This window comes from Lysinibacillus sp. CD3-6 (genome assembly GCF_006351725.2).
Classification (GTDB): Bacteria; Bacillota; Bacilli; order Bacillales_A; family Planococcaceae; genus Lysinibacillus.
This window is the reverse complement of record NZ_CP085880.1, coordinates 3,132,581-3,144,926: the sequence shown is the minus strand read 5'-3', so window position 1 is coordinate 3,144,926 and position 12,346 is coordinate 3,132,581. Positions and strand designations below refer to the sequence as shown.

At 36.6% G+C, this 12,346-nt stretch carries 15 protein-coding genes; 4 read left to right on the top strand and 11 right to left on the bottom strand.

Translation table 11 applies throughout. The features are described 5' to 3' along the window. Nucleotides 1–11: 11 nt before the first annotated feature. Entirely contained in the window at nucleotides 12–812 is an 801-nt protein-coding gene (proC, locus tag FH508_RS15675; RefSeq protein WP_172772026.1) for a pyrroline-5-carboxylate reductase, read from the bottom strand. Nucleotides 813–1,118: 306 nt separating this feature from the next. On the opposite strand from proC, the gene cyoE reads away from it, so the two are divergent. Continuing rightward, a complete protein-coding gene (gene cyoE, locus FH508_RS15670; RefSeq protein WP_172772025.1) occupies nucleotides 1,119–2,069 on the top strand; it encodes a heme o synthase in 951 nt (316 codons plus the stop codon). A 38-nt stretch (nucleotides 2,070–2,107) separates the two neighbouring features. Here cyoE and FH508_RS15665 read toward each other — a convergent pair whose 3' ends face one another. The 6 genes from FH508_RS15665 to FH508_RS15640 all read right to left on the bottom strand — a co-directional run bounded on the left by FH508_RS15665 (nucleotide 2,108) and on the right by FH508_RS15640 (nucleotide 6,804). After that, a complete protein-coding gene (locus tag FH508_RS15665; protein WP_172772024.1) occupies nucleotides 2,108–2,842 on the bottom strand; it encodes a metallophosphoesterase in 735 nt (244 codons plus the stop codon). A 318-nt stretch (nucleotides 2,843–3,160) separates the two neighbouring features. Continuing rightward, nucleotides 3,161–3,613 carry a helix-turn-helix transcriptional regulator gene (locus tag FH508_RS15660; RefSeq protein ID WP_172772023.1) on the bottom strand — a complete coding sequence of 151 codons (453 nt, stop codon included), beginning with the start codon at nucleotides 3,611–3,613 and terminating at the stop codon, nucleotides 3,161–3,163. 176 nt (nucleotides 3,614–3,789) lie between these two features. Further along, complete coding sequence (locus tag FH508_RS15655; RefSeq protein ID WP_172772022.1) at nucleotides 3,790–4,194, bottom strand: hypothetical protein; 405 nt, start codon at nucleotides 4,192–4,194, stop codon at nucleotides 3,790–3,792. Nucleotides 4,195–4,355: 161 nt separating this feature from the next. After that, nucleotides 4,356–5,684: a hemolysin family protein gene (locus tag FH508_RS15650; protein ID WP_173477648.1), complete on the bottom strand. Its 1,329-nt coding sequence runs from the start codon at nucleotides 5,682–5,684 to the stop codon at nucleotides 4,356–4,358. A 31-nt stretch (nucleotides 5,685–5,715) separates the two neighbouring features. Then, nucleotides 5,716–6,057, bottom strand: coding sequence for a MerR family transcriptional regulator (locus tag FH508_RS15645; RefSeq protein WP_255639750.1), 342 nt, complete (start codon nucleotides 6,055–6,057; stop codon nucleotides 5,716–5,718). Nucleotides 6,058–6,318: 261 nt separating this feature from the next. Next, on the bottom strand, nucleotides 6,319–6,804 hold the full coding sequence (locus FH508_RS15640) for a hypothetical protein (RefSeq protein ID WP_217270134.1): 486 nt from the start codon (nucleotides 6,802–6,804) through the stop codon (nucleotides 6,319–6,321). 199 nt (nucleotides 6,805–7,003) lie between these two features. Here FH508_RS15640 and FH508_RS23975 point away from each other — a divergent pair, with 199 nt between their 5' ends. Next, a complete protein-coding gene (locus FH508_RS23975) occupies nucleotides 7,004–7,132 on the top strand; it encodes a hypothetical protein (RefSeq protein ID WP_255313805.1) in 129 nt (42 codons plus the stop codon). 121 nt (nucleotides 7,133–7,253) lie between these two features. Here the strand turns inward: FH508_RS23975 and FH508_RS15635 are convergent, their stop codons facing one another. The 4 genes from FH508_RS15635 to FH508_RS15620 form a co-directional block, all read right to left on the bottom strand. Continuing rightward, the gene (locus FH508_RS15635; RefSeq protein ID WP_172772020.1) at nucleotides 7,254–7,826 is read right to left on the bottom strand and encodes a 5' nucleotidase, NT5C type; all 573 of its coding nucleotides are present in this window, start codon (nucleotides 7,824–7,826) and stop codon (nucleotides 7,254–7,256) included. Between the two features lie 12 nt (nucleotides 7,827–7,838). Further along, nucleotides 7,839–8,954: a flavodoxin-dependent (E)-4-hydroxy-3-methylbut-2-enyl-diphosphate synthase gene (gene ispG, locus FH508_RS15630; RefSeq protein ID WP_172772019.1), complete on the bottom strand. Its 1,116-nt coding sequence runs from the start codon at nucleotides 8,952–8,954 to the stop codon at nucleotides 7,839–7,841. A 96-nt stretch (nucleotides 8,955–9,050) separates the two neighbouring features. Then, complete coding sequence (locus tag FH508_RS15625) at nucleotides 9,051–9,395, bottom strand: hypothetical protein (RefSeq protein ID WP_172772018.1); 345 nt, start codon at nucleotides 9,393–9,395, stop codon at nucleotides 9,051–9,053. A gap of 53 nt (nucleotides 9,396–9,448) precedes the next feature. Then, nucleotides 9,449–9,958, bottom strand: coding sequence for a DUF1189 family protein (locus tag FH508_RS15620; RefSeq protein WP_172772017.1), 510 nt, complete (start codon nucleotides 9,956–9,958; stop codon nucleotides 9,449–9,451). A 194-nt stretch (nucleotides 9,959–10,152) separates the two neighbouring features. Here FH508_RS15620 and FH508_RS15615 point away from each other — a divergent pair, with 194 nt between their 5' ends. Further along, entirely contained in the window at nucleotides 10,153–11,784 is a 1,632-nt protein-coding gene (locus FH508_RS15615) for a Na/Pi cotransporter family protein (protein WP_172772016.1), read from the top strand. A 64-nt stretch (nucleotides 11,785–11,848) separates the two neighbouring features. After that, nucleotides 11,849–12,328, top strand: a complete 480-nt coding sequence (locus tag FH508_RS15610; RefSeq protein WP_173477646.1) for a DUF456 domain-containing protein — start codon at nucleotides 11,849–11,851, stop codon at nucleotides 12,326–12,328. Nucleotides 12,329–12,346 lie beyond the last annotated feature (18 nt).

The window sequence follows — 12,346 nt, the reverse complement described above, 5'->3', positions numbered from 1 at the left end:
ATTTTCTTTTATTATTTAGAAAGACTGCGATCCTTATCCGTTACAGCGGCAACTGCATCGTGGATTGTCGTTTCGAAATGATTGCTTTGCAAGGAAGAGACACCTTGAATTGTTGTGCCGCCTGGAGAGCAAACTTGATCGACAAGTGCCCATGGGTGTTCTTTTGATTGTAAAATCATTTTCGCACTGCCCAGTACGGCATTCGCTGCAATGTCAAGTGCCATATTTTTAGGCATCCCTTCACGCACAGCTGCTCGCGCTAATGCATCTATATACATATAGGTGAAAGCGGGTGAAGCCCCTCCGATTGTCGTAAATATGGAGAATAAGTGTTCAGGTACTTCAATAATCGTGCCAATTGTTTCAAATAATGTTGTAATGAGACGGAGTTGTGAATCTGTCACTTGCTCATTTGCCGTGTAGCAACTTGTTGAAGCACCGATTAGTGCATTAATATTTGGCATAACGCGAATAATTGGTGTGGACTCTGAAAGGTAGCCTTGGAAGTAGTTAAGATTTTTACCAGCAGCAATCGATACAATCATGTGCTTTTCTTGTAAATAATTTTTAACTTCTGGCAAAACATCAGGAAGCATTTGTGGTTTTACACCTAAAATGATGACATCACATTTCACCATGAGTTCCTCGATGGAAGTTGTCGGTTGTATGCCATAAGAGGTTGCAAGTTTAGTTGTTTTAGATTTTGTACGATTATAGCCATATATATAAGAGGAATCAAAATCACCGCTATTGCACATTCCTTTTATAATGGCTGTGGTCATATTACCTAGACCAATAAATCCGTATTTCACGTGTTAGACACTCCTTCAATTAAATAGAACATACTTCATAGTATAGAGTAGATTGTTTTTCTTGAATAGTATTATGCAGGAAAGAAGGCAATTAGGTTCAAATTCATGCTAGTCGGTGGTATCATAGAAGAAGTTGTGATCTGGCTTAAACCTATTTCATTCATGAAATCATGTACTTTATGTGAACTTTGAGACATAGTCACCCTAAAAGAGGTAAAATAATAATTTGATATGTAGAATGCAAAAAATGTCTCTTTCTATCGAAGGACACATATAGAAATTATAATAGAAAAGGAATTAAGAGGAATGGAACAAAATCTAAAAACGGATCAAAATCCACAGACTGTAGAAAAGACAATAGAGAAACATTCACTCTCTAATGTTTTAGCACAAACAGTTAAAACAGGTATTATTAAATCCAATTTAATTCCTATGTGGGCTGGCTTGACGCTAGGGATGTATAAAAATAAAATGACGCTTTTGGACAATATACCAGAAATCATTTTTGCAACAATAGGTTCAGCGCTTGTAATCGGTGCTGCTGGTGCGTTTAATAATGTGTATGACCGTGATATTGATGCCATTATGCCACGTACGAAAAGTCGTCCTACAGTAACAGGTGAAATGTCAGCAAAAGCAACGTTAATTTTAGCAATTGCTATGCTAATTGTTGGAATAGGTGTACTAGCACTAGCATCACCACTAGCTGCATTATTTGGTTTTATTGGTGTCTTTTTATATGTTGTACCATATACAATGTGGACAAAACGTCGAACAATTTATAATACCGAAGTAGGGAGTATTTCAGGCGCTGTACCACCTTTAATTGGTTGGGCGGCTGTATCTTCAGATATTACACACCCAGCTTTAATGGGTCTCTTTTTTGTTATGGTCATCTGGCAAATGCCACACTTTTATGCCATTGCCATTCGTAAGCATGCAGATTATGAAGCGGCCAATGTTCCGATGTTACCTGTCATTAAAGGGATGCGTCGTACTTATTACCAAACGAACTTTTATTTAATTTTGCTCATATTATCAAGCTTTTTATTCGGTTCGTTAAGTAAGGGGATTATGCTTGTTGCACTTATATTAAGTGTCGCATGGCTCGCAATGAGTATTTACGGTTATCATAGCAATAAAAATCAAGAGAAGTGGGCGACTAAAATGTTTGTTTTCTCACTATTGCATATGACGATTCTCTTCTCAACAGTAATTATTTATTCGCTAGCTGGGGTTATATTTAAACTATATTAACTGTAGCTATAGGTGAAATAAAGAGAAAAGCCAACAAGTTATTCTAAGCTTGTTGGCTTTTCACTTTTTACAGAAGTAGTATGACGATGCGGCCATTCGAGCGCGTGAAGCTTCCCTCCAAAAACAGCACCACCATCTATACCAATAATATTATTATCACCAAAATAAACATCGTAATTTGTTGGATCCTGATGCAACTTGTAGGTAGGGGTATGCCCAAAAATTACGGTTTTCTCTCCATTATAGCCTGTATGAAATTCTTCTCGAATCCAGATAAGTTGTAAAGGATCTGTGTCAGACACTGCTATCCCAGGCACAACACCGCCATGAACAAAAATGGCATCTTCTAACTCTATATACGTTTCAAAAGTTTCTATAAGTTGTAAATGTTCTTCCAGTTTCGGTAATGTTTGAATGTAATTAGGCAATGTATTACTTTCAATAGCGTCTTGGAAATCATCCAAATGATAGCCATAGCTGGCAAGTGTTGCATCTCCACCACAGAGCGAAGTCCAATGATGCCAAGCCTTTGGTGTTCCTGAACGACAGGCTTTTAGCATAATAGCTTCATGATTCCCTAGTAGAGCCCTAGCCCCAGTCGCTTGTAGTTCAGCAACAATATTTAAAACGCCGCAAGAAGCTGGACCTCGATCAATATAATCACCAAGTAAAAATAGCTCATCTTCTGTTGCATCGAACTTTACTTTTATCAATAATTCTTCCAAAAGCTCTAGTTCCCCATGTATATCACTAATTGCTAGTATACGTGTCATAAAAAAGCATCCTTTCTAGTATAGCAGGCGTTACTTTTCATTATAGAGAAGAATCTTACAATATTCGACTTTTCTCATTTACTAATGACGGCAAAGATACCTGAACTTGTATTAGATAAGTAACTTATCGACTTCTTTTATCTTATGTCAGAGCGTTAATGAGCATTTAATCGTTTGTCTATAGATTTGCAAGAAGTGAGGGGAGTTATAAGAGTAAAAGCACTAGAGAAGCATAAAAGGGACGGTAGTTTTGTTGGGAAATATAGTATTTGAATATAAACCTCCTTGCAATTAGGGATTTATATTCAAATCAGAAATTTAAGTGTTTTTGATTTTGTTCCATTCTTGCTCAGCAATGCTTTCCTCAAAGGTTGAAAGCAGGCGATAGTTGTCGGTATCTAAAATTCGATAATGCTGACTAATCATATTTTGTTGTAAACGATAGCCTTTCCACTCATTTACGTTTTTCCACCATATGTATCCGCCCATCGTTTTTTCCTTAGGTTGTAAAGTGCCGTTGTTGGCAATTAGGTCAACAACCTCAAGGGGGTCACCGCCTAGCTCAAGCTGTAAAATTGAACTTTCACGACATAATGCGCATATTGCAACTGTAGTAGTCCAACCCGTTTGAATTCGACCTTTTTCAATTTGCACGAGTGTTTTTTTGGAAAGTCCTAATAGGTTGCTCATTTGATCTTGCGTTAATGATCTTTCTGTTCGAATTAATTTTAACTTCTCTGAAATGAGTAAAATTAGTTGTTCACGATTCATGCAAACATCCTTTCTATCTAGGTTGTTATGGTTCATTATACATGAAAGTCAAAATAGAAGGGCAAAGATTTGAAGAGCTAGCATACGATCGGTGAATGAATACGGAGCGACAGAAAAAGACTGCTCAAAGAAGATTCTTACTCATTGAACAGTCTGCTGCTTGTGATTATGGGTTATTAATATTCATATTTTTTTGTATCAGAAATAACCCTGAAATGAATCCCTTTAATTTGGGCACTTACTTTATGACGAAGTGTATCAAGATCCACAAGCTCGTCTCCATCATTTACACACTCAGCGATTTCTTGTAATAGTTTCGTAAAGGCTTCTTTGAATAATGAACGCATATTATCAAAGTCAAGACTTCTGAAGCTTCCATCAATATCGAATGCTTCAACAGAATTTAACTGCTTAGAAGCCCCAGCAAAGCGGTCATCGTATACTGTATAGTTTTCGTCCGTTACAACGATAATATATAAAATTTCCCCAGTAATTGTTTTTAATTCAATATTTGTCTTGTGTTTTTTGACATCGGTAATAATGTGGATACCGTCAGAATGATAAAGTTTAAAAAGTTTCATAGCATTGCCCCCTAAAAAAGAATCATTTATAAATTCATTATATATAAATATGGCTAATAATGGAATGAGTCGAAAAGTATATAGAAATACTAGTAGAGCCATATTTATCTTAAGTTTTGCTTGCCATTTGATACTTCAAATGAGTAAGGAAAAGTGTCCAGTTAGCCTTCTGTTGTAACAGGGGCAGCTTTAAGAAGGGGACGAACTTCAATATAGTGAAGCTGATGACCATGTTGTTCAAAGATGCTAAATACATACTGTGCCAGCTCAATATTTTTACTAGCCTTAATACCATTATTGACAGTTAAGAACCAACCACCAAGTGTTTCAACATCATCTGTATCTAGTGAAATTTGTAGTAGGTTTTCTACATCTTCTACTAGCATTTTAGCATTCAAAATATAGTGATTATCGCCTAATTTTCGAATTTCAGCAACTTCATCATCGTCAAACTCATCACGAATCTCCCCAACGATTTCTTCTAAAATATCTTCAACCGTTACAAGTCCAGAAGTTCCACCGTATTCATCCATTAAAATAGCCATATGAATGCGTTCCTTTTGCATTCGTCCAAGTAATTGTTGAATAGGTGTCGTTTCTATAACTCGAATAACAGGGTTAATAAAATCTTCAAGCACAAATGATTCATCAGTTAATTGTTCTAGTAAACCATGGGTGAATAACTCTTTTGCATTAATAAAGCCCAAAATATTATCTCGGTCGCCATCATAAATAGGGTAGCGAGTATATTTTTCAGAGGCAATAAAATGAATAATATTGGTAAAAGTTTCGTTCTTTTCAATGCCTGCCATTTCTGTGCGGGGAACCATAATTTCACGAGCAATCCGCTCGTCAAATTCAAAAACATTATTAACGAATTTTAACTCAGTTTTATTGATTTCACCGCTTTTAAAACTTTCAGATAGCAATGAGCGCAATTCTTCTTCTGTATGCGATATCTCGTGCTCATTTGCTGGCTTCATGCCGAAGAAGCCTAGAAGAATACGTGCTGATCCGTTCAAAAACCAAATGAATGGGTACATCAATTTATAGAAAGCGATAATCGGTTTAGCAAAAAGTAATGCAATCTTTTCCGTCTTTTGGATAGCTGCAGTTTTTGGTGCCAATTCTCCAACGACAACATGTAAAAAAGTAGCGATAGCGAAAGCGGTACCAATTGTGAAAATCGGTATATACTTATCAGAAATTCCGATTATTTCAAAAAATGGGTGCAGCATAAATTCAAAGGTTTTTTCTCCTACCATCCCGATGCCAAGTGCTGTTATCGTTATGCCAAGCTGACAGGCAGATAGGTATTCATCTAAGTGATTGACAACATGCTTCGCGGGAATAGCTTTCTTATTGCCCTCTGCGATTAATTGGTCAAGTCTAGAGGAACGCATTTTAACAATTGAAAATTCCGTTGCGACGAAAAACGCGGTTAACGCTAATAAAATCGTGAAAATTGATAAATTCAGTATGGTCTCCAAATAGTCGTTCTGCAAAACAGAACGTCACCTCCTAGGTATTAATAAGTAGTAATAAAGATTGCATAAGTGCAATGCTTTCAGGTGAAACATTTTTTTTTATTGATTGGATATTTTTATTGTCTTGATTGTTCATTTGTTCAAGTAAAGATGATACATCATGTTCTAAATCTTGCATTTTTAAACGTAGCATTTGAACATCGATTTCTTCATAACTAGGAATATTAAGTGCTTCTTGTATTTCTCCAAGTGAAAGCCCTTCTTGTTTACGCTGTTCAATAAAATAAAGTCGATCAATCATCGCATGGTCGTAATAGCGATAGTTTGATTCGGAACGTTCTGCCTCCAACAGACCTAAATTTGTATAATAATCAATTGTTCTTTTTGTAATGCCTGTTTTTTGAGCAAGTTCACCAATTTTTAGTTTTTCTGTCCCAATGCAATGACCTCCAAACCGTCACGTGATACTTTGATTATAACGTGATGGTTTACGAGCATTCAAATAAAAAGCTTTAATATTTCTAAATTGTAAGATTACTTTGTGTCAAATGCCTTATTTGAGAGAATGTCGTGCAAATTGAGTTACTCTACATAAAAATAGCTTCTCTAACGATAACCGTTAGAAAAGCTATAAAAATTATTTTTTAAAATATGTATCATATAGATGACGAAGTGCTTCATCGCCACTTAATTGTAGTATCTTCTCTTGATTTAATATAAGCGTTATTTCCGTCTGCGAGCTATCTATTTGGTCATCCTCAATTACACATGTAATGCTTACTACACCTGATTCAGCAAGCTGTTTTTGCATACGTTCATCCCAAGCCTGCTCAGAGAATAATGGTGCCTGCCATGTGCCTTGTACATGAAGCTCGTTTTTTTTACCGTCATATTCCCAGCGTAAGTCACGTAAAATAGTTTTAAAAAGATCATTAATTGTAAAGGATTCGTCGTTGTAGTTAATTGTCAGTGCTCTAATTGCATGCACATCGCGGCTAACTGCGCTAGCTGCTGCATCAGCTGCTGAGTTAATCCCCGAAAAGGCATCTTTAATTTCAGTTAGTCGATCGCCACAGCCAGCAAGCAAAACAGACAGGCTTGTTACGAAAGCTAGTTTTGTCATCCATTTCACAAGGAGTACCCCCAGTTCCACTAGTTGTTACTACTATATTATCGAAAAGAAAATTATGAAGAAAGGGTATGTTAGAGGCAGATTGTGACGTATTTTCAACGATACGACCTTTTCCAAAGTTTAGAGGATTGTAAAAGATGAATAGATTGAATGTTTAAATAATTGTTATTCGAAAGGGGAGCGTTTTAGGATGAAAATCAATGATGAAATACTCGACCGATTAGGAACATATTTTGTTTATCATGCAGTATATGATAATTATGGGATAACTTTTGAAAATTTTGTTGAGCGTTGGTTACGGGGGATTCTCGAAGTATAAAACGCATGTCAAGTGTGTTGCCATAAATGATTTTTAGACAAGTTCTTCATTGTAACTAATAACAAAAGAGTCGTGTTCCATAAAAGGAAACACGACTCTTTTGTTATTAATTTCACACGAATTATTTAAAGTAATTCGTAATAAATTGATTTGCTTCTTGCCAATTATAAACACGCACAACATTGTCAGGTACAGTAAGACGATTGTATGGTGTATCAAATAATACTACAGGAATTTTTAATTCTTCAGCGAGCATCACAGCATTATCATGTTTATCCTCAAAGAAAGCTGCTACACCATGCTTTTTCGCTGTAGCTAGTTTATCATGACTACCAATTAGCTCGATATGATCGAATGGGATAGCCTGTGATTTAAACCAGTTCATCGTAATATCTGATACATTTTGACCGCGTGCAGAAATGTAATAAAGCTCATAAGTATTTTGCCAAGCACTTAAAATTTCTTTGGCATCTTTTGCGGCCTCAGAAACTTCATACATATAGGGCTCATTTTCCTTAAACCACGAGTTGAAAGCTGAGCGATCAACTGGATGGGGAAATGCTGATAAAAAATCATATTCACATACATCATCCAATGTAATATTCACATTATACTGCTTATTAATATGAGGAATGAGTGTACTAGGACATGTGACTGTTCCGTCTATATCGATTCCAAAACGGGGCTTTGTCATGCAAGCACCTCCTTAGGCGTTCGCTTTTGCTGCTTCTTCAGCCGCGCGTTTTTCTGCCATTTCGGCAGCTAGCTTATCAATTTCTTTTTTCAACTCTTCTACCATTGTTTCTTCTGGCACTTTACGGACCGTTTTGCCTTTCATGAATAAAAGACCTTCACCTCGCGCACCAGCTATACCGATATCTGCTTCACGCGCTTCACCAGGACCATTTACGGCACAGCCTAGAACAGCAACTTTTAAAGGAACATTTAATTTAGAAATGTATTCTTCAACTTCGTTTGCAATCGAAATAAGATCGATTTCAATACGTCCACATGTAGGACATGAAATCAGTGTAGCCATATTTGACGCTAGGCCAAATGATTTTAATAGCTCACGTGCAACTTTTATTTCCTCCACAGGATCGGCTGAAAGAGAAATACGCAGCGTATTACCAATACCTTTTGACAAAATCGCGCCAAGCCCAGCAGCTGATTTTACAGTCCCTGCAAAAAGTGTACCTGATTCTGTAATCCCTAAATGTAGAGGATAATCAAATGCTTTTGCAGCTTTTTCGTATGCTTCAATCGCTAAATTGACGTCTGATGCTTTCATTGACACGATAATATCGTGGAAATCTAAGTCTTCCAAAATTTTAATATGGTGTAATGCAGATTCTACCATGCCATCTGCAGTTGGATAGCCGTATTTCTCAAGAATATGACGCTCTAATGAACCAGCATTTACGCCAATACGAATAGGAATTCCTTTTGCTTTTGCTGCGGTAACAACCGCTTCAACTTTTTCTTTACGCCCAATGTTACCTGGGTTAATACGAACTTTATCAATACCATTTTCAATTGCTTTTAAAGCTAATTTATAGTCAAAGTGAATATCAGCTACTAATGGAATATGGATACGTTTCTTTATTTCTGCGATTGCATCAGCCGCACGCTCATCTGGGACTGCAACGCGAACGATTTGACAGCCTGCTTCTTCAAGTCGAAGAATTTCTGCTACTGTTGCTTCGACATCATGTGTTTTTGTTGTACACATACTTTGAATGAATAATTCATTACTACCACCAATTGTTAAATTACCGACACGTACTGGACGTGTTTTTGAACGGTGACAAATTTCACTCATTAACTTTCTCTCCTTTTCGGGCCACTACTTTCAGCCGTCACTGACACTTATTTTATCAGTGTAAGAAAATAAGGACAAGGAAGAAACGTTAACTTTTCATTTTCCACATTTATTTTCGAATGCAAAAGAGAGGGGAAGCTTAATATTTTCGCCTGGTACAAGTGCTTGTAATTGTAAATGTGGATTTAATTGATAAAAAAGCTCCAGTCGTTCTGGAAAGGTCATTGGCACTTTTGCAGGGTGTAGTGCAAATAAGCTATGTATCGTATCACCTTGAATAGTTTGTACACTAATGTAAGTAGGCTCGCGCTGATCTTCACAAAGTGCATTTTGACTTTCTTTCGGATAGAAGGCAGCAAGAGATAGTGTTCCTTCTGTTAAATCTACTTTAACGATAAATGCGATAAGCACGATTGCGACAGTTAATAAGAATGCACGCAAAAAATCCCCTCCTTTTTCTACACTATATTGAGAAGAGAGGGGAATCATGCCTATTATTTTGAAATTGGTTGTTTCGGATATTTTGTAAAGGCTACGATTAATAGAGTTAAAGTTAAAAGCAATGACAAAATAGAGATAATCGTAGCTATATTTGGAAGGTATTCTGCTAGCATGCTCAAAATAATGGCCCATGTAATTGCGAATGTTGTTGTGCGCCAAATATGGCGGTATTCACCACGGCGTTTCATGATTTTTAATATAAATAATCCTGCTAATGCATAGAGCGCAATTTGTCCAAAAATTAACATAGTCGTCATTACAAACAGCATAATGAATGTAACAGGGTATAAAAGCCACTTTATTTGTTCTATGTATTCGGTTATACCGCTAATATCAATGGTATTGATAGACATATCAGCAGAAAAACGTCCAAAAGAAAATACAGTAACAATCGTAATTAATAGAAAGGTATATTGGATCACTTTTCCGATAGGTAGTAAACGATAGGCTGCTAGTTTTTTAGGGTGTATTAAACTATCGATGAATAATTGTGAGTGTTTCATTTATATCACCTCCAAACGTTATTCTAACATGTTCAGGAATGACTAGATATGGATCTGCGTAACTTTATCTGAGAATACGATGCTAAAATGTTAACATTGTGTAAAGAAGTTAAAGGTTTTCTTTACTTTTTGTACAATTTCATTTAATGATTAGGAATAGAGTAGTAGAGACGTAGGAATTGGAGCGAAAACCATTGACAATAGATTGGCAAAGCATATTATTTCAATTTTTAGGCGGATTAGGGGTCTTTTTATTTTCCATAAAATATATGGGGGAAGGTTTACAAAAATCGGCAGATGATAGACTTCGAGAATGGTTAAATCGATTTACGACAAATCCCCTAATGGGTGTGTTAGTTGGTATTATCGTAACGGTTTGTATCCAGTCGAGCTCAGCAACAACAGTGATTGCTGTTGGCCTAGTGAGTGCAGGCTTCTTAACACTACGTCAAGCGATTGGCGTTATTATGGGGGCTAATATTGGTACAACGATAACGGCATTTATTATTGGTATTAATATTGGTATTTATTTTTATCCACTACTTGCAATTGGTGCAGCGTGTTTGTTTTTCTTTAAAAAAGCAATCTACCATCATATTGGCCAAATATTATTTGGCTTTGGTGGTTTGTTTTTAGGGCTAGAGTTAATGAGTGCAAGTATGCAGTCGTTGCATCAATTAGCGGATTTCGAATCATTAACCATTCATCTAAGTAACCAGCCTGTAATTGGAATATTTCTAGGTACTATTTTTACGTTGCTCGTACAAAGCTCGACAGCGACAGTCGGGGTACTTCAAGGCTTATATGCTGAGAACTTAATTGGCTTAAATGGCGCACTACCGATTTTATTTGGCGAAAATATAGGAACGACAATAACGGCTGTTTTAGCTTCACTAGGTGCTTCAATCTATGCAAAGCGAGCTGCAGCAGCACATGTATTATTTAATGTATTTGGGACAGTTATTTTTATGTTGTTGTTTACGCCATTTATAAACTATGTACAATGGATTAGTGCTCTGTTTCACTTGGAGCCTCGCATGCAAATAGCTGTAGCACATGGCTCATTTAATGTTTTTAATATGATGATTCAACTACCATTTATTGCAGGGCTATCGTTACTAGTAACGAAAATATTACCTGGTCATGATGGCAATATTGATGTTACAACGAAGCATCTAGATCCAGCATTCATTGACTCTTCTCCTGCCATTGCGCTAGGGCAAGCAAAAGAGGAAGTGTTGCGGATGGGAGATCATGCACTTAGAGGCTTAGAAGAAACGTTCCTATACATGAAAACGGGAGAGTCAGCACATATTCCGACCGTATTACAATTAGAAGTTGCTCTCAATCACTTAGATAAAGAAATAACAAATTATTTAGTCATGATATCAAAGCAGCCACTTTCTCATGCAGATTCGGTTCGTCATCATACGCTGCTAACAAATGTACGTGATATTGAGCGTATTGGGGATCACTTTGAAAATATATTAGAGCTATTACAATATAAAGATCACCATGAGGTAAGTTTAAGTAAATCAGCGCGACAAGATTTAATTGGTATGTTCAGTCTCGCGATTGAAGCAGTACGTAAAAGCATTGAAGCACTTGATACAGCGAGTCTTAGTTTGGCACAAGAGGTAACAGAGCTAGAGAGTTTAATTGATGATATGGAGGATAAACTAAGACAAAAACATATCGCACGTTTAAATACAAATGAATGTAGTGGCGCTGCAGGTATCGTTTATACGGATATTGTGAGTAACTTGGAGAGAATCGGAGATCATGCTGTTAATATTGCAGATTCTATATTAGGTATTCGTCATTAAGTATGAAACTTTTAAGATGATGTTTCGTATTAAAGGCAATGCACGACAAAAGGAGAGAATGTTTATGGAGGTCGTTGGCTGGATCGTAGTAATTGCCTGCTTTATCATTTCATTTGTAGGACTAGTGTATCCGATAATCCCTGGTGTTTTATTTTTACTCGGTGGGTTTTTACTGTACGGATTATTTTTCTCATTCGCCGATTTAAGCTGGTGGTTCTGGGCAATTGAAATTTTATTTGTTGTCCTACTATTTGGTGCGGATACTGTTGCAAACGCTTTTGGTATTAAAAAATTTGGCGGTTCCAATGCAGGAATGTGGGGAAGTACTATTGGGCTATTAATTGGTCCATTTGTTATTCCTGTTGCAGGAATATTAGTAGGTCCATTTTTAGGAGCGGTGATTGCAGAGCTTCTTGTGGAGCGAAGAACAGTTGGAGAAGCAGTAAAAAGTGGTGTTGGCTCCCTTATCGGCTTTTTAACATCAACGCTAGCGAAAGCGGTTATTCAAATTGTAATGATTGTCGTTTTCTTTATTGCCATATAATTTGTATGAGTATTTTTT

What these genes read in the sequence shown, in the direction of transcription:
- cyoE (WP_172772025.1), top strand. Translation starts at nt 1,119, where the DNA reads ATGGAACAAAATCTAAAAACGGATCAAAATCCACAGACTGTAGAAAAG.
- FH508_RS15665 (WP_172772024.1), bottom strand. Translation starts at nt 2,842, where the DNA reads ATGACACGTATACTAGCAATTAGTGATATACATGGGGAACTAGAGCTT.
- FH508_RS15660 (WP_172772023.1), bottom strand. Translation starts at nt 3,613, where the DNA reads ATGAATCGTGAACAACTAATTTTACTCATTTCAGAGAAGTTAAAATTA.
- FH508_RS15655 (WP_172772022.1), bottom strand. Translation starts at nt 4,194, where the DNA reads ATGAAACTTTTTAAACTTTATCATTCTGACGGTATCCACATTATTACC.
- FH508_RS15640 (WP_217270134.1), bottom strand. Translation starts at nt 6,804, where the DNA reads ATGACAAAACTAGCTTTCGTAACAAGCCTGTCTGTTTTGCTTGCTGGC.
- FH508_RS23975 (WP_255313805.1), top strand. Translation starts at nt 7,004, where the DNA reads ATGAAAATCAATGATGAAATACTCGACCGATTAGGAACATATTTTGTT.
- FH508_RS15635 (WP_172772020.1), bottom strand. Translation starts at nt 7,826, where the DNA reads ATGACAAAGCCCCGTTTTGGAATCGATATAGACGGAACAGTCACATGT.
- ispG (WP_172772019.1), bottom strand. Translation starts at nt 8,954, where the DNA reads ATGAGTGAAATTTGTCACCGTTCAAAAACACGTCCAGTACGTGTCGGT.
- FH508_RS15620 (WP_172772017.1), bottom strand. Translation starts at nt 9,958, where the DNA reads ATGAAACACTCACAATTATTCATCGATAGTTTAATACACCCTAAAAAA.
- FH508_RS15610 (WP_173477646.1), top strand. Translation starts at nt 11,849, where the DNA reads ATGGAGGTCGTTGGCTGGATCGTAGTAATTGCCTGCTTTATCATTTCA.